The organism is Candidatus Competibacteraceae bacterium (assembly GCA_016699715.1).
Taxonomy (GTDB): domain Bacteria; phylum Pseudomonadota; class Gammaproteobacteria; order Competibacterales; family Competibacteraceae; genus Competibacter.
In genome coordinates, this window is sequence record CP065007.1 from 1638097 (window position 1) to 1653691 (window position 15595).

At 62.7% G+C, this 15595-nt stretch carries 17 protein-coding genes; 11 read left to right on the top strand and 6 right to left on the bottom strand.

The genetic code is table 11. The features are described 5' to 3' along the window. Complete coding sequence (locus IPM89_07295; GenBank protein ID QQS55576.1) at positions 1–438, bottom strand: acyl-CoA thioesterase; 438 nt, start codon at positions 436–438, stop codon at positions 1–3. Between the two features lie 139 nt (positions 439–577). Between IPM89_07295 and IPM89_07300 the strand changes: the two genes are divergently transcribed. The 9 genes from IPM89_07300 to IPM89_07340 all read left to right on the top strand — a co-directional run bounded on the left by IPM89_07300 (position 578) and on the right by IPM89_07340 (position 8201). Further along, positions 578–1537: an acetoin utilization protein AcuC gene (locus IPM89_07300; protein ID QQS55577.1), complete on the top strand. Its 960-nt coding sequence runs from the start codon at positions 578–580 to the stop codon at positions 1535–1537. Between the two features lie 140 nt (positions 1538–1677). Then, positions 1678–2931: a serine hydroxymethyltransferase gene (locus IPM89_07305; GenBank protein QQS55578.1), complete on the top strand. Its 1254-nt coding sequence runs from the start codon at positions 1678–1680 to the stop codon at positions 2929–2931. A gap of 27 nt (positions 2932–2958) precedes the next feature. After that, positions 2959–3432 (top strand): transcriptional regulator NrdR, encoded by a 474-nt coding sequence (nrdR, locus tag IPM89_07310; GenBank protein ID QQS55579.1) that lies wholly within the window; start codon positions 2959–2961, stop codon positions 3430–3432. Then, positions 3432–4517, top strand: a complete 1086-nt coding sequence (gene ribD / locus IPM89_07315) for a bifunctional diaminohydroxyphosphoribosylaminopyrimidine deaminase/5-amino-6-(5-phosphoribosylamino)uracil reductase RibD (GenBank protein QQS55580.1) — start codon at positions 3432–3434, stop codon at positions 4515–4517. Before nrdR ends, ribD begins: the two co-directional genes overlap by 1 nt. Before the next feature lie 69 nt (positions 4518–4586). Further along, positions 4587–5246, top strand: a complete 660-nt coding sequence (locus tag IPM89_07320; GenBank protein QQS55581.1) for a riboflavin synthase — start codon at positions 4587–4589, stop codon at positions 5244–5246. A 2-nt stretch (positions 5247–5248) separates the two neighbouring features. Continuing rightward, entirely contained in the window at positions 5249–6352 is a 1104-nt protein-coding gene (ribB, locus tag IPM89_07325) for a 3,4-dihydroxy-2-butanone-4-phosphate synthase (GenBank protein QQS55582.1), read from the top strand. 132 nt (positions 6353–6484) lie between these two features. Then, positions 6485–6964, top strand: a complete 480-nt coding sequence (gene ribE, locus IPM89_07330; GenBank protein QQS55583.1) for a 6,7-dimethyl-8-ribityllumazine synthase — start codon at positions 6485–6487, stop codon at positions 6962–6964. Positions 6965–6967: 3 nt separating this feature from the next. Further along, positions 6968–7420, top strand: a complete 453-nt coding sequence (gene nusB, locus IPM89_07335) for a transcription antitermination factor NusB (protein QQS55584.1) — start codon at positions 6968–6970, stop codon at positions 7418–7420. A gap of 85 nt (positions 7421–7505) precedes the next feature. Then, positions 7506–8201 carry an MBL fold metallo-hydrolase gene (locus IPM89_07340; protein QQS55585.1) on the top strand — a complete coding sequence of 232 codons (696 nt, stop codon included), beginning with the start codon at positions 7506–7508 and terminating at the stop codon, positions 8199–8201. Between the two features lie 18 nt (positions 8202–8219). On the opposite strand, the gene IPM89_07345 is transcribed toward IPM89_07340, so the two are convergent. Both IPM89_07345 and IPM89_07350 read right to left on the bottom strand, forming a co-directional pair. Continuing rightward, positions 8220–8834: a tetratricopeptide repeat protein gene (locus IPM89_07345; GenBank protein QQS55586.1), complete on the bottom strand. Its 615-nt coding sequence runs from the start codon at positions 8832–8834 to the stop codon at positions 8220–8222. A gap of 74 nt (positions 8835–8908) precedes the next feature. Continuing rightward, complete coding sequence (locus IPM89_07350) at positions 8909–9649, bottom strand: alpha/beta fold hydrolase (GenBank protein ID QQS55587.1); 741 nt, start codon at positions 9647–9649, stop codon at positions 8909–8911. Positions 9650–9749: 100 nt separating this feature from the next. Here IPM89_07350 and IPM89_07355 point away from each other — a divergent pair, with 100 nt between their 5' ends. Beyond that, positions 9750–10595, top strand: coding sequence for an alpha/beta hydrolase (locus IPM89_07355; GenBank protein ID QQS55831.1), 846 nt, complete (start codon positions 9750–9752; stop codon positions 10593–10595). 240 nt (positions 10596–10835) lie between these two features. Here the strand turns inward: IPM89_07355 and IPM89_07360 are convergent, their stop codons facing one another. Together IPM89_07360 and aceA are read right to left on the bottom strand one after the other, a co-directional pair. Beyond that, positions 10836–12434: a malate synthase A gene (locus IPM89_07360; protein QQS55588.1), complete on the bottom strand. Its 1599-nt coding sequence runs from the start codon at positions 12432–12434 to the stop codon at positions 10836–10838. A 150-nt stretch (positions 12435–12584) separates the two neighbouring features. Beyond that, positions 12585–13877: an isocitrate lyase gene (aceA, locus tag IPM89_07365; protein ID QQS55589.1), complete on the bottom strand. Its 1293-nt coding sequence runs from the start codon at positions 13875–13877 to the stop codon at positions 12585–12587. A gap of 313 nt (positions 13878–14190) precedes the next feature. Between aceA and IPM89_07370 the strand changes: the two genes are divergently transcribed. Then, positions 14191–15150, top strand: coding sequence for a glucokinase (locus IPM89_07370; GenBank protein QQS55590.1), 960 nt, complete (start codon positions 14191–14193; stop codon positions 15148–15150). A gap of 7 nt (positions 15151–15157) precedes the next feature. Here IPM89_07370 and IPM89_07375 read toward each other — a convergent pair whose 3' ends face one another. Further along, positions 15158–15505 carry a 4a-hydroxytetrahydrobiopterin dehydratase gene (locus tag IPM89_07375; GenBank protein QQS55591.1) on the bottom strand — a complete coding sequence of 116 codons (348 nt, stop codon included), beginning with the start codon at positions 15503–15505 and terminating at the stop codon, positions 15158–15160. Between the last annotated feature and the right edge of the window lie 90 nt (positions 15506–15595).

The following is a 15595-nucleotide window of genomic DNA, read 5'->3' on the forward strand; positions in this document are numbered from 1 at the left end:
TCACCAATATTGCTGGAAATCCGGTCCCCGCTCCGGCAGCTTGCGCGGCGAGCCGTCGTCGTTGACGGCTACATAGACAATGACCGCCTCGGTCACCTGGTCCGCCAGCAGCTGGCCATCGCGAGCACGCTGGACAAACACCTCCACCTTGACGGTGATCGAGGTCGAGCCGACTTTCTGAATCCGGGCGAAACAGCTCACCAGATCGCCGACGAATACCGGCTTGTGAAATTCCATCGAGGTCACCGCCACGGTCGCCACCCGGCCACCGACGTACTCGACCGCCACCACGCTACCGGCAATATCCATTTGCGCCATGATCCAGCCACCGAAGATATTGCCGTTGGGATTGGTATGGGCCGGCATCGCCAAAATGCGGACCGTCGGCTGGCGATCGCGCGGAAAAATGTCCTGCCCTTGCCGTGCGTTTGGGGACATTGGCTCTCCTGATGGAAACGGGAATGGATATGGCGGCCCGCCCTCGGCCGCATTTCGGCTAACCGGGCGTCATATTCATGTCAAGTTCGGCTATGATACCGCACTGCAAACCGACCGCCCCCAACGAGGATCAAGAGTAATGGCGCGAAGCAGAACGGTGGCTGTGTACACCGGTGAAGAACTGGGCCGCTACGGGTTCGAAGACCACCCATTCGGGGAAGACCGCATTCATGCCTTTTGGGATGAGATGCTCATCCGCCACTTCGACTACCAGGTGCGCGTGTTGCCTCCCGCCATGGCCACCGAGGAGCAGATCAAACTGTTCCACACATCCAACTACGTCGAGAAGGTCAAGATCTATTCCGAGGTGGGGGAAGGCTTGCTGGATTACGGCGACACTCCGGCCTACAAGGGCGTATTCGAGGACGCCGCGGTGGTGGTCGGCACGGTGATCGACGCCACTCGCAAAATCATGGCCAACGAGGTCCGGCGCGCCTTCGTGCCCATCGCCGGCCTGCACCACAGCATGCCCGATACCGCTTCCGGTTTTTGCGTGTTCAACGACGCTGGCGTGGCCATCAAGATCCTGCAACAGGAATATGGCCTGGAGCGCATTGCCTATGTCGATATCGACGCGCATCACGGCGACGGGGTGTTTTATCCCTTCGAGTCCGATCCGACCGTCATCTTCGCCGATATTCACGAGGATGGCCGCTACAACTTCCCGCAGAGCGGCTTTTCGCATGAAGTCGGCAAGGGTCCGGCCAAGGGTCGCAAGCTCAATATCCCACTGCTGCCGCTATCGGCCGACGATGATTTCATGATGATGTGGGACAAGGTCGAAGGGTTTCTACGCCAGTGGGAGCCGCAGTTCGTGATCATGAACTGCGGCGCCGATGGGCTGGACGGCGATCCGCTGGCCCACCTGCACTACACCGCCCGCGCCCACAGCCGCGCCGCCCGGAGCTTGTGCCAGATCGCCGAGGAATTCGCCGAAGGCCGCATTCTCGCCGTCGGTGGTGGCGGCTACGAGCTACGCAACGTCGCCAAGGCCTGGACCGCCGTGGTGGATTCCTTCCTGGAAACCCCGATGCGCTGACCGCTTCGGCCCGCGTCCGCCACCCTCGCCGGCGAATCTCCTGCCATCCGCCGGCCACATCGGGTATCATTGGCAGCTTTCCACAGCCCGCCCGCGCTTTCTTCCGAAGCAGCGGGCGCCCGTTTTTGCAGAGGTTGCGAATGTTCAGTCGAGAGATGCGGATCGCCGGGTTTGACAATGAGTTGTGGGCCGCCCTGCGGGGTGAGAAACAGCGGCAGGAAGACCACATCGAACTGATCGCCTCGGAAAACTACGCCAGCCCCCGGGTGCTGGAAGCCCAAGGTTCGGTGCTGACCAACAAATACGCCGAAGGCTATCCGGGCAAGCGCTACTATGGTGGCTGCGAGTTCGTGGACATCGCCGAACAACTGGCGATCGACCGCGCCAAGCAACTGTTCCACGCCGATTACGCCAACGCCCAGCCCCATTCCGGTTCCCAGGCCAATGCCGCCGTCTACATGGCGCTGCTGGAGCCGGGCGAGGTCGTGCTGGGCATGAGCCTGGCCCACGGCGGCCATCTCACCCACGGCGCCAAGGTCAACTTCTCCGGTCGGCTGTACCAGGCGGTGCAATACGGCCTGAACGAGGCCACCGGCGAGATCGACTACGATCAGGTCGAACGGCTGGCGCTGGAATGTAAGCCCAAAATGATCGTGGCCGGTTTCTCGGCCTATTCGCGAGTGGTGGACTGGCAGCGATTTCGTGCCATCGCCGACCGGATCGGCGCCTATCTGTTCGTGGACATGGCGCATGTCGCCGGACTGGTGGCGGCAGGTGTTTATCCCAGCCCCATTGCCATCGCCGACGTGGTCACCACCACCACTCACAAGACGCTACGCGGCCCGCGCGGCGGCCTGATCCTGGCGCGCGCCAATCCCGGGATCGAAAAGAAGCTCAACTCGCTGGTGTTCCCCGGTACTCAGGGTGGCCCGCTGATGCATGTCATCGCCGCCAAGGCGGTCGCCCTGTTGGAAGCGCTGCAACCGGAATTTGTCGAGTACCAAAAACAGGTGGTCACCAACGCCCGCGCCATGGCCGGAACCTTCATCGAACGCGGTTATGAGGTCGTCTCCGGTGGCACCGACAACCACCTGTTCCTGGTCAGCCTGATCGCCCGGGGCCTGACCGGCAAGGCCGCCGACGCCGCGCTGGGCCGGGCCTGGATCACCGTCAACAAGAACGCCGTGCCCAACGACCCGCAATCGCCGTTTGTGACCAGCGGCATCCGCATCGGCTCGCCAGCCATCACGACCCGAGGATTCAAGGAACGGGAATGCCGCGAACTGACCGGCTGGATGTGCGACATTCTCGACGATCTCGACCACGAAGCGATGATCGAGCGGGTGCGCGGCCAAGTCGCCGAGCTGTGCGCCAAGTTCCCGGTCTACGGCTGATCGCGCGTTCCACGCGAGACGGCGGCGGTGCATTGCCCGTTCTGCGGCACGCCCGATACCCGGGTGATTGACTCGCGACTATCGGCGGAAGGAGACAAGGTGCGCCGCCGCCGCGAATGCGTTCGCTGCAACTCCCGCTTCACCACCCACGAGATCGCGGAGCTGCTGATGCCGGCGGTGGTCAAGCGCGACGGCCGCCGCGAACCGTTTCTGGAGGAAAAATTGCGCTCCGGCTTGTTGCGAGCGCTGGAAAAGCGGCCAGTCGGCACCGAACGCATCGAGGAGACCCTGCTGCGCATCAAAAACCGTGCCCGCGCCGGAGGAGAACGGGAGTTGAGCAGCCGGCGGATCGGCGAATGGGTGATGGAGGAATTGCGCGGTCTGGACCCGGTGGCCTATGTCCGCTTCGCCTCGGTTTATCGCAGCTTCGAGGACGTAAACGCCTTTCGCGAAGAAATCGAACGGCTGCAGATCCCTCCCGGCGCAGCGGATTCCGAGTAATGTCCCCCGACGATTATCGCCACATGGCGCGCGCCCTGACGCTGGCCCGGCGCGGCCTGTACGGCACCGATCCCAACCCGCGGGTCGGCTGCGTTCTGGTCGAAAGTGGGGAAATCGTCGGCGAGGGCTGGCACCAACGCGCCGGCGAGGCCCACGCCGAGGTAATCGCCCTGGAGGCGGCCGGCGGCCGGGCGCGCGGCGCCACCGCCTATGTGACCCTGGAACCATGCTGCCATCACGGCCGCACTCCCCCCTGCACCGACGCGCTGCTCCGGGCCGGCATCACCCGGATGGTGGCGGCGATGCCCGACCCGAATCCGCAAGTGGCCGGCAAGGGTCTGAAGCAATTGCGGGATGCCGGCATGGCCGTGGATTGCGGGTTGTTGGAACCCGAGGCGCGGGCACTGAACCCCGGCTTTATCCAGCGCATGACCCAGGGTCGCCCCTTTGTCCGCGTCAAGCTGGCGATGAGCCTGGACGGGCGTACCGCGCTGGCCTCCGGCGACAGTCAATGGCTGACCGGCGAAGCGGCGCGACAGGACGTGCAAAGATTACGGGCGCGCGGTTCGGCGATCCTGACCGGCATTGGAACCCTGCTGGCCGACGACCCCAACCTGAATGTTCGTCTGTCGGAAACCACGCGCCAGCCACTGCGAGTGATTCTCGACAGTACACTGCGCACGCCGCCCACCGCCCGGATCTTGCGGTTGCCCGGTTCGGTGCTGATTTTCACCGCCGTCGCCGATGCGGCGTTGCATGCGCCCCTGCGAGCGGCCGGCGCGGAAATCGTGGTCGCGCCCCGCGCCGAAGGCGGTCTCAACCTGCACGCCGTGATGGCGGAGCTGGCCCGCCGCGAGTGCAACGAAATCCATGTCGAATGCGGTCCGACCCTGGCCGGCGCGTTGTTGCAGGAAAAACTGATGGATGAACTGGTGCTGTACATGGCCCCGCTGTTGCTGGGCGACAAGGCGCGTGGGCTGTTTCAATTGCCGGAAATGATAGGGATGAACGAGCGCACGGAGTTGGAAATGGTCGAAACGCGGGCGGTGGGGAGGGACTGGCGGCTGACGCTACGGCCGCGGTAGTTTGGTCTGCCCACACCCTGAAATCCGTCGTAACCGGGGCTCTCACGGCCTGATCGAGGTAACGTCATCATGTTCACCGGCATCATCGCCGCAGTCGGAACCCTCACCGCTCTGCAACCCCGTGGCGGCGACGTCCGCCTGCGCGTCGCCACCGGCAAGCTGGACTTGAACGACGTACAACTCGGCGACAGCATCGCCGTCAGTGGCGTTTGTCTGACCGCCATCGAACTGCCCGGCGACGGCTTCTGGGCCGACGCCTCGCGCGAGACCCTGGAACTCACCACCCTCGGCGCAAAAGCGCCCGGCATGAAGGTTAATTTGGAAAAGGCCCTGACCCCCAGCACCCGGCTCGGCGGCCACCTGGTCAGTGGCCATGTGGACGGCATCGGCACGGTGACCGAATGGCGTCCCGACGGCCGCTCCTGGCGGTTGCGCATCCAGGCCCCGGACACATTGGCCCGCTATATCGCCGAAAAGGGCTCGATCTGCATCGACGGCATCAGCCTCACCGTCAACCGGGTGGATGGCGCGGCCTTCGAACTCAACATCGTCCCGCATACCCTGGCGGAAACCACCCTCGCCGATTTTCAGACCGGCCGACGGGTCAACCTGGAAGTGGATCTGATCGCCCGTTATCTGGAACGGCTGCTGCTGGGCGAGCGCGCCGCGCAACCAGAGGGCGGCGGAGTCACCGAGGCGCTGCTGCGCGAAAACGGCTTCTGGATATAAGCATGGCACTTAACACCATTGACGAGCTCCTCACCGACCTGCGGCAGGGCAAAATGGTCATCGTCATGGACGACGAGGACCGGGAAAACGAAGGCGACCTGCTGATGGCCGCCTCGATGGTCCGGCCCGAGGACATCAATTTCATGGCCCGCTACGGCCGCGGCCTGATCTGTCTGACCCTGACCCGCGAACGCTGCCAGCAACTGCGCCTGCCGCTGATGGTGCAGGACAACGCCACCCCCTACTTCACCAACTTCACCGTTTCCATCGAAGCCGCGCAAGGCGTTACCACCGGCATTTCCGCCTACGACCGCGCCCATACCATCCGCACCGCCGTCCGACCCGACGCCCGGCCCGAGGATCTGGTCCAACCCGGCCACATCTTCCCGCTGATGGCCCAGCCCGGCGGAGTATTGACCCGCGCCGGCCATACCGAAGCCGGCTGCGATTTAACCCGGCTGGCCGGGCTGGAACCGGCGGCGGTCATCGTCGAAATCCTCAACGAGGATGGCAGCATGGCGCGGCGGCCCGACCTGGAAGCCTTCGCCGCCCAACACGAGGTCAAGATCGGCACCATCGCCGCGCTGATCCGCTACCGGATGCAGAACGAAAAGACCGTGGAGCGGGTCGCGGATACGGTCATGGCCACCGAATTTGGCCCGTTCCGCGTGCTGACCTATCAGGATGTGGTCAGCCGGCAGGTACATTTTGCCCTGGTCAGGGGTGATATCGATCCCGAGCAACCGGTTCTGGTCCGGGTCCATGTGCAGAACTTTCTGAGCGACCTGTTGGCGATCCGGCTGTCGGAAAACAGTTGGCCCCTGCGCGATGCCCTGCGGCGAGTGGCGGAAGAACCGGCCGGCGTGCTGGTGTTTCTGAGCCACCTCGAAGAGCCGGCGGCCCTGATCCGGCGCATGCGTGGCTACCAGTTCGGTACCAGCGAGACCGTGCGCCCGCCCGATCAGTCCGCCGAGCTGCGCACCTACGGCATCGGCGCCCAGATTCTGCTCGACATCGGCGTGCGGCGGATGCGGGTGCTCAGCGCGCCCAAACGTATCAGCGGGCTGTCGGGCTTTAACCTGGAAGTCGTGGAATACGTCGCCTGAACGCCTTTTCCCTAGGAGCGTTTTCGCCTAGCCTCTGGCGCGTCAAACGCTTGAAAGACGCCCTCAATCCCGGCCCCTCTTCCACAGGGAGAGGGGAGTTTTTGTATCGCGCATCGTTACGGAATCCCCGCCATGCACCACATCAACATCATTGAAGGCGACTTCACCCCGCTCCAGGACGCCCGCTTCGCGCTGGTGGCGTCGCGGTTCAACAGTTTCATCGTACAGAGCCTGATCAATGGCGCGGTGGACACCCTATGCCGGCACGGCGTCCCCGAAACCGCCATCGACCTGATCTGGACCCCCGGTTCCTTCGAACTGCCACTGGCCGTGCAAAAGCTGGCCGCCAGCGAACACTACGACGGCATCGTCGCGCTGGGCGCGGTGATCCGCGGCGGCACCCCGCATTTCGAGTACGTCGCCGGCGAGTGCGTCAAGGGGCTGGCCAGCGTTTCGCTGGAATACGATATTCCGGTCGGCTTCGGCGTGCTTACCGTCGACACCATCGATCAGGCGGTGGAGCGAGCGGGTACCAAGGCGGGCAACAAAGGCGCCGAGGCGGCGATGGCCATGCTGGAGATGGTCAGTCTGCTGCGGCGGTTGGAAGGCTGAACCATGGGTGCTCCAGTTCGGAAAAACCAGCCCGGCAAACGCAGTTGGGCGCGGCGCTGTGCCGTACAGGCGCTCTATCAGTGGCAATTGACCGAGCAGACCCCCGGCCAGATCGAAGCCCACTTTCTGGCGGAAGAAGACTTGCAAAAAGCCGATACCGCCTATTTTCGGGAACTGGTCCACCAAATTCCGGCACGGATCGCGGAGATCGATACCGCCCTGGAACCGTTGTTGGACCGACCCCTGGCGCAGGTGGACCCGGTGGAGCGCGCCATCCTGCGCATCGGTGCTTACGAACTGATGCTGCGCTCGGACATCCCCTACCGGATCGTTCTCAACGAAGCAGTGGAACTGGCCAAGGTATTCGGCGCCGAACAGGGACATCGCTTTATCAACGGGGTGCTCGACAAACTGGCCCGCGGCGCGCGGCCGGTCGAATTCGGCGCACTTTCCTGAGAATACCTTCCCACAATCGATACAAGTAGACAGCACCGCGACCATAGCCTATGTTGGATTCGAACCCACTTGAGTCCCCTTCGCCATGCAGCTCGAACCCATCGCCATCACCTCCGAAATTTATCAGGTGGGCGGATACGGCCTGACCGCGCCCGAAGACGCGGCCATCTATCTGATCAACTTCGATGGTCATGCGGCGCTGGTGGACGCCGGCGGAGGCCGCGAGCAAGCACGCCTGCTCGACCATCTCGCCATGGTCGGCGTGCTCCCCGCGCAAATCGAATACCTGCTGCTCACCCACTGCCATTATGACCACGCCGGCGGCGCCCACAACTTGCGGAAATACCTGGATTGCCCGGTGGTCGCCCACGAACTGGATGCCGTTTTTCTGGAAAGCGGCGACGATGAAGTCACGGCGGCCGACTGGTACGCCGCCCACCTGCACCCCTGCCCGGTGGACCACCCCTTGCACGGGCTGCGTCAGACACTGTCGCTGGGCGGGCGCGCCATTACCGCCTTGCACATCCCCGGTCACTCCCCCGGTTCGCTAGCCTACCTGGTCGAATCCGAGGGCAAACAGATTATATTCGCCCAAGACGTACACGGGCCGCTGGACCCGGTCCGCCTGCGCTCCAATCGCACCGACTACCTGGCCTCGCTGGAACGGCTGCTGGCGCTGAACACAGACATTCTCTGCGAGGGGCATTACGGCATCTTTCGGAGCAAGCCGGTCGTGGCCCGCTTCATCCACTCTTGCCTGAACGCGGCGCTCGGACCGTAGCGACCCCGCGAGAACCCATTATTGCGACAACCCCAGTAATTGCAGCGCCCGCCGCAATGCCGTGCGGGTCGCCTCGTCGTTCTCCGGCGCCAGCACCGCCTGCGTCATGAATTCCCTGGTTTTTGGAGCATCACGGGAATAACGGTAGGTGTTGGCGAACGCCCCGGTCGCCTTGTCAATCTCGCCCAGCGCCCCATACACCTGCCCCAGATTGAACCATGTGGATGCCCGCTCCGGCGCCAGCGAGAGCGCATACACCAATTGGTGCTCGGCGCGCTTGAACTGGCCGAGCTTCAGTTGGATATAACCGAGGTTGCCGCTGATCTCGGCATCGGCGGGATCGGCCTGCTGGGCTTGCTGGAAAGCGTCCAGGGCGGCCGAAAAATCGTTCCGCCGCAATGCGTCCAGACCCTGCCCGTTCAGAGCGCGAGCCTCCTTGACGTTCTGGCGCGCCGGCCGGGGCACGCTCTCCAGTTGCCGCAGCGCCGCGTTCATCCCTTCCGTATCATTTTCCGCCGACCGCGCCAGCATCTGCTGGACATACCCGAATACTGCTTCATACGGGCCAGCCCAAGCCGGCGAAATCACCGCCAGCGCCACCAGCATCGGCAACATTTTCAATCGATCACGCATTGCCTTGCCCTCTCCATTGCCCACCCGATCACCGGTGAATTCGTATGGGTGCCAATGATTCACCCGGGACCGACCTACTTTTGTCGTTGCAAAAACCGCGTCACCTCCAGCGCGAACGACTCCGCGCGCCAAGTGTTGCCGGCGGTCACATGAGTGGCATACGGCATCACCCACAACCCACAGTTGGGAATCGCGCCGAACATCTCCAGAATCTGCTCCAGCGGCGCCACCGGGTCACGGTCGCCGACCACGAGCAAGGTTGGCTGTGCCATGCGCTCCAGAATCTCCAGATCGTGCGCGTGGTCGGTGGTAGCCGGCTCCAATGCCTCCGACACCCGGCCGATCACCGCCTCCCAGGCATCCGGTCCACCCTGCGGCTGGTGGATATCGCTCAGCCATTTGTGCATGCCGACCCCGCGCCAGTAGGCCGGATCGGCCATGCCGCGAGTGCCGGCATGAGTATGCTCGTCCTTGCGGTAGCCCACCCGATACAGCACCAGCTTGCTCACCCGTTCGGGATGGTGGATGGCGAGCCACAGCGCCACCGCCCCACCCAGCGAAGACCCGACCAGATGAGCCCATGGCAATGCCAGTTCGTCCATCAACTCCAGCACCGCCCGGCCCATGTCGCCGACGATCAGCTTCTCGGCGACCATCGGACTGCGGCCGTGACCGAGATGATCGGGCACGACAACCCGAAAATGGCGGGCGAACAGCGGGATTTGCGGTGTCCATTCCGCCCCACTCATCCCGCCGCTGTGCAGCAGCATCAGCGGCTCGCCCTGGCCGCTTTCGGTGTGGTGTAAAGTGGCCATGCCGGTATCCTCCATTCGGTGGTCAACACGGCGATTATAGCCACCCTTGGCCGCTTGCCGGATAATGGCGGGATTCGACTCAGGAGAATGGTCCATGGCGATGAAATCCCGCAGCCACCGCGCACTCGGCCCGCACGGTTTCCACCGCGTTCACTACACCGAATGGGGCGACCCCGACAACCCCAAGGTATTGATCTGCGTCCATGGCCTGACCCGCACCGGCCGCGATTTCGATTTTCTGGCCGCCGCGCTGGAACATGAATATCGGGTGATCTGCCCGGATGTGGTCGGCCGCGGCCAAAGCGACTGGCTGAACGACAAAAGCGATTACACCTATCCGCTCTACGTCAACGACATCGCCATGCTGCTGGCGCGGATCGACGCCGAACGGATCGACTGGATCGGCACCTCGATGGGCGGGCTGATCGGCATCTTCCTGGCCAGCTACGCCGGTTCGCCGATCCACAAGATGGTGATCAACGACATCGGCCCGCGCATTCCCGCCGCTGGCTTGCAACGGGTCGCCGCCTACGTCGGCCAGCTAATGGCCTTCGACAGCATCGAAAAGATGGAAAAATTCCTGCGCGCCATCGCCGCCACCTTCGGCAATCTAAGCGACGAACAGTGGCGACACATGACGATCCACAGCGCCCGGCAATTGGAAGACGGCCGCTACACGTTCGCCTACGATCCCGGTATCGCTAAAAACTTCAAGACGCTGGATTTGAAGGATATCGACCTGTGGTCGATGTGGGACGCCATTCACTGCCCGACCCTGGTCTTGCGCGGCGAACATTCCGATGTGCTGGAGCACTCGGACGCCGTCGCCATGACCGAGCGCGGCCCCAAGGCGAAATTGATCGAATTTCCCGGCATGGGCCACGCCCCGGCGCTGATGGCCGACGACCAAATCGCGGTGGTGCGCAACTGGCTCTTGGTGGATTGAGGCGTGCTGTGGCGCATCGCCGGCGTTACAGGACCGCCGACAATGCCGAGCCTTTAATTGGATGAGCGCCTCAAAGGCGCTGATCGAACGGCTGGCTGTAGCAACCCTCTTTGAGTGGTGGACGCGTGGAGCGCCGAGATCGATCCCCCCGCCGCTGACACGGCGCCCCCCTGCAAAAGGGGGTTGGGGGATTTCCGCTCCTGAGTCAACCACCACTCATCGAGGAGAGTATGGATCAGATCAATCCATTGCTTCGTACAACGGCAGGGTCAGGAACTCGGGGTAGTCCGGCGACAGACTCATTTTCTCGAAAATACCGGCCGCCTGCTCGTAGGTCGCGGTATCTTCGCCCTGGGCGGTGACGGTGGCTTTTACCTTGGCCAGTTCCTCGGGAATGAGGCCCTGGACCAGCTCGGCGGTAACCTTGCGACCATCGTCCAGGACACCCTTCGGGCTGACCACCCACTGCCACACCTGCGAGCGGGAAATCTCGGCGGTGGCGGCGTCCTCCATCAGATTATGGATCGGCACGCAGCCGTTGCCGGCCAGCCAGGAGCCCAAGTAGTGGATGCCGACGTTGATGTTGTTGCGCAGACCGACCTCGGTGATGGGCTGCTCGGGTTGGAAGTCCAGGAAATGCTTGGCCGTGAATACCTCGTCCCGCTGCTTTTCCCACTGATTCGGCTTGTCGCCCAGCACCTTGACGAATTCCTCGTGGGCGATGGGTACCAGACCGGGATGCGCCACCCAACCACCGTCGAAACCGTCGTTGGCGTCGCGGGTCTTGTCGTGGCGGATACCGGCCAGCGCTTTCTCGTTGGCGACCGGATCGTCCTTGATCGGGATCAGCGCCGACATGCCGCCCATCGCCGGCGCGCCGCGTTTGTGACAGATTTTGACCAATTGCAGCGCATAGGAGCGCATGAACGGCACTTCCATGGTGATCGCACCGCGATTGGCTAGACAAAAGTTTTTGTTTTTCTTGAATTTCTTGATGCAGGAGAAAATATAGTCCCAGCGCCCGGCGTTCAGGCCAGCGGAATGCTCGCGTAGTTCGTACAGAATCTCTTCCATCTCGAAGGTGGCAAGAATGGTTTCGACCAGTACGGTGGCCTTGATGGTCCCCCGCGGAATGCCCAACTCGTTTTGCGCCATCACGAAGATGTCGTTCCACAGCCGCGCTTCGAGGTGGCTCTCCATCTTCGGCAGGTAATAGAACGGGCCGGCGCCGCGAGCGATCTGCTCCTTGGCGTTGTGGAAAAACACCAGACCAAAATCGAAAATGCCGCCGGAAACGCGCTGGCCATCGACCGTCACATGTTTCTCATCCAAGTGCCAGCCGCGTGGCCGGATTTGCAGGGTAGCGATCCGGTCGTTGAGTTTGTATTCCTTGCCCACTTCATTGAGGAAGCTGAGTTTGCGGCGGATCGCATCGACCAGATTCACCTGACCCTGAATCTGGTTGTACCAGTTGGGGCTGTTGGAATCCTCGAAGTCGGTCATGTAGGAATCGGCGCCGGAATTATAGGCATTGATGATCATCTTGCGCTCGACCGGACCGGTGATTTCGGTGCGGCGGCACTCCAGCGCCTTGGGCAACGACGCAACCTTCCAGTCGCCCTCACGGATGTGCTGTGTTTCCGCCAGAAAGTCGGGCATTTCGCCGGCATCGATCCGGGCCTGACGCTCAACACGGGCTTTCAATAACTCTTGGCGGCGCGACTCGAAGGCGCGATGCAGCTTGGCCACCAGCGCCAGGGCGTCGTGAGTGAGAACCTCGTCGAAACGGGGATGAAGTGGGGCGTTCACTTGTACGCCAGCAGGTAGGTTCAGCTTCATGGCTACTCCTGGGAGGGACGTTCGTTAAAAATAGGCAGGCATCATTTTATCGCGGTTTTCAAGACAAAAACCCGGAGGGTTCGCCTCCGGGTTGTCGTCCATCGCTGGGTTCCGTCAGCGCTCATCGGCGACTGGCGGAACCAGACCCACTCAGTGGAACTGCTCTTCTTCGGTGGAGCCGGTCAGGGCCGTCACCGAGGAGACTCCACCCTGAATCACGGTGGTCATGTCGTCGAAGTAGCCAGTGCCCACTTCCTGCTGGTGGGATACGAAGGTGTAGCCACGGTCGCGGGCGGCAAATTCGGGCTCCTGCACCTTCTCGACATAGGCGGACATGCCGCGTTTCACATAGTCCTGCGCCAAGTCGAACATGTGGTACCACATGTTGTGAATGCCGGCCAGGGTGATGAACTGATACTTGTAACCCATCGCGCCCAGCTCGCGCTGGAACTTGGCGATGGTGGCATCGTCCAGGTTCTTCTTCCAGTTGAACGAAGGCGAGCAGTTGTAGGCCAGCAGCTTGCCGGGGAAGCGGTCGCGGATCGCTTCGGCGAATTTCTTGGCGAAATTCAGATCCGGCGTACCGGTCTCGCACCACACCATATCGGCGTAGGGCGCGTAGGCCAGACCGCGCGAAATCGCCTGCTCCAGACCCTTCTTGGTCTTGTAGAAGCCCTCAACGGTGCGCTCGCCGGTGCAGAACGGCTTGTCATTTTCATCGCAGTCGCTGGTCAGCAGGTCAGCCGCTTCGGCGTCGGTGCGGGCCAGAATGATGGTCGGCACGCCGTACACATCGGCCGCCAGTCGGGCGGCGACCAATTTCTGCACCGCTTCCTGACTCGGTACCAGCACCTTGCCGCCCATGTGGCCGCACTTCTTGACCGAGGCCAGTTGATCCTCGAAATGGACACCGCCCGCGCCGGCGCGGATCATCGATTTCATCAACTCATGGGCGTTCAGCACGCCGCCAAACCCGGCTTCGGCATCGCCGACGATGGGCAGGAAATAGTCCACGAAATCCTTGTGGCCCGGACCGATGCCCCGAGCGCACTGGATTTCATCGGCGCGCTTGAAGGTGTTGTTGATGCGCTCAACCACCGCCGGCACCGAGTTGACCGGATACAACGACTGGTCGGGATACATGGACATGTAGCTGTTGTTGTCGGCGGCGACCTGCCAACCCGACAGATAGATGGCCTTGATGCCGGCCTTGGCCTGCTGCATCGCCTGCCCACCGGTCAGCGCGCCCAGACAGTTAACGTAGGGTTCGTGGTTGATCAGGTGCCACAGCTTCTCGGCGCCCCGTTGCGCCAGGCTGTACTCGACTGGTACGTTGCCGCGTAGCCGCACGACATCTTCGGCGGTGTAGCCGCGCGTGATGCCCTTCCAGCGGGGATTTTCAGCCCAGTCTTTCTTTAGTTGCTCAACGCTGAGGTGCGCCATGTGCTGATCCTCTTTGAGGGTTATGTGCTTGGTTTAATGTCAGGCGAAGCGGTCGTAACAAAGACGCCTCGAGCTTGCCGCAAGACGCGGCGAAATCATGATAATCCCACTCGATTTTCGTATTGCGAAACATACTGCACAACCAGTAATTTCAATTATTCTAATGTGGCTATGCAGCATTTTACAAGCGGATTACAACGACCGGGCGATCCGTCCCTCGCGAAAAGCACCACGGCGGCACGGGTTCCGCCGGCTTGCTAGAATCTAGCGATCATCGACATTCCATTCTCCCCGACCGCCCGGAACGACCGCGATGCAAGAATCCCCGACTGGACCTCATGACCTGATCGCCGATATCGGCGGGACCAACGCCCGGTTTGCCCGGGTTGACACCCATCGGCGGCTGTACGCCGAGCAGACCCTGGCCTGCATCGACTTTGCCGGTCTGACCACCGCCGCCACGGCGTACCTGCAAGCAACCGGGGGACCGCGCCCGACCCGGGCGGCCATCGCGGTCGCCACGCCGATCACCGGTGACTGGGTTCAATTTACCAACAGCCATTGGTCGTTTTCGACGGAAACCGCGCGACGGGAGCTGGGATTGGAACAATTGCTGATCCTGAACGACTTCACCGCCTTCGCGTTGTCGTTGCCGCTGCTGGGCGCGGACGAACGCCGAGCGGTCGGTGGCGGCACGGCGATTGCCGGCGCGCCCATCGGTTTGATCGGAGCCGGCACCGGCCTGGGCGTGTCGGGCCTGGTATGGTCCGGCGATCGCTGGCTACCCTTGCAGACCGAAGGCGGTCACGTCACTTTCGCTCCAACCGACAAGCGGGAATGGGCCATCGACCAAATTCTGCACCGACGGTTCGGCCACGTCTCGCCGGAACGGCTGCTGTCCGGGCCGGGGCTGGTGAATCTCTATACGGCGCTGGCGGAACTGGAAGGCTGGCCAGCGGAAAATCTGACGCCCGCCGACCTCACCGAGCGCGCTTTGGCCGGTACTTGCCCACACAGTAGAGAGGTACTGGACCTGTTCTGCGGGGCCCTGGGCACGGCGGCGGGCAATCTGGCGATCACGCTCGGCGCGCGGGGTGGGGTATATATCGGCGGCGGTATCGTGCCGCGCCTGGGCGATTTTTTCGACCGGTCGGCGTTTCGGAGCCGCTTCGAGGCCAAGGGCCGGTTCAGCGCGTATCTGGCGGCGATCCCGACCTGGGTGATCACCGCCGCCAATCCGGCGCTGCGCGGCGTGGCGGCGGCCCTGCCCTGAGAAACCTTCAAGCCGCTGAGTATTCGTCCGTGTACAACTCGTTGACCTTGGCGGCCATGATGAAGTCGTTTTCGTGCAGGCCGCCAATCTTGTGAGTGTAAAATAATATGTTGGCGTACCCCCAGCCGAAGCTGATATCCGGATGATGCCCCTCGCTCTCGGCCAAGTCGCCGACCCGGTTGACGAAGGCCAGGGCGGTGGCGAAGGTCTTGAATTCGAAGCGCCGTTCCAACCGGGTGCCATTTTCCAGCAACCGCCAGCCGGGCGCTTGCGACAACAGAATTTCGGCTTCGCCGGGTGTAAGGGGGGAGACTCCACCTTGACAGGGCGTGCAGCTCTTCCGGGACAGGTCCATCGTGTACCTCGCTTGCTGGTTCGTCGACAATCCGCATCTGGCGTTTTAGAGCGGCGAAACCTGGAAAAGTCCGCCAGAACGGGGCATTTC

Bases quoted from the DNA above. Each gene is read 5' to 3' on its own strand.
- IPM89_07300 (QQS55577.1), top strand. From the start codon at position 578: ATGGCGCGAAGCAGAACGGTGGCTGTGTACACCGGTGAAGAACTGGGC.
- nusB (QQS55584.1), top strand. From the start codon at position 6,968: ATGGGTGCTCCAGTTCGGAAAAACCAGCCCGGCAAACGCAGTTGGGCG.
- IPM89_07355 (QQS55831.1), top strand. From the start codon at position 9,750: ATGAAATCCCGCAGCCACCGCGCACTCGGCCCGCACGGTTTCCACCGC.
- ribD (QQS55580.1), top strand. From the start codon at position 3,432: ATGTCCCCCGACGATTATCGCCACATGGCGCGCGCCCTGACGCTGGCC.
- IPM89_07340 (QQS55585.1), top strand. From the start codon at position 7,506: ATGCAGCTCGAACCCATCGCCATCACCTCCGAAATTTATCAGGTGGGC.
- aceA (QQS55589.1), bottom strand. From the start codon at position 13,877: ATGGCGCACCTCAGCGTTGAGCAACTAAAGAAAGACTGGGCTGAAAAT.
- IPM89_07370 (QQS55590.1), top strand. From the start codon at position 14,191: ATGCAAGAATCCCCGACTGGACCTCATGACCTGATCGCCGATATCGGC.
- IPM89_07345 (QQS55586.1), bottom strand. From the start codon at position 8,834: ATGCGTGATCGATTGAAAATGTTGCCGATGCTGGTGGCGCTGGCGGTG.
- ribE (QQS55583.1), top strand. From the start codon at position 6,485: ATGCACCACATCAACATCATTGAAGGCGACTTCACCCCGCTCCAGGAC.
- IPM89_07320 (QQS55581.1), top strand. From the start codon at position 4,587: ATGTTCACCGGCATCATCGCCGCAGTCGGAACCCTCACCGCTCTGCAA.
- IPM89_07295 (QQS55576.1), bottom strand. From the start codon at position 438: ATGTCCCCAAACGCACGGCAAGGGCAGGACATTTTTCCGCGCGATCGC.
- IPM89_07360 (QQS55588.1), bottom strand. From the start codon at position 12,434: ATGAAGCTGAACCTACCTGCTGGCGTACAAGTGAACGCCCCACTTCAT.
- IPM89_07305 (QQS55578.1), top strand. From the start codon at position 1,678: ATGTTCAGTCGAGAGATGCGGATCGCCGGGTTTGACAATGAGTTGTGG.
- IPM89_07375 (QQS55591.1), bottom strand. From the start codon at position 15,505: ATGGACCTGTCCCGGAAGAGCTGCACGCCCTGTCAAGGTGGAGTCTCC.
- IPM89_07350 (QQS55587.1), bottom strand. From the start codon at position 9,649: ATGGCCACTTTACACCACACCGAAAGCGGCCAGGGCGAGCCGCTGATG.
- ribB (QQS55582.1), top strand. From the start codon at position 5,249: ATGGCACTTAACACCATTGACGAGCTCCTCACCGACCTGCGGCAGGGC.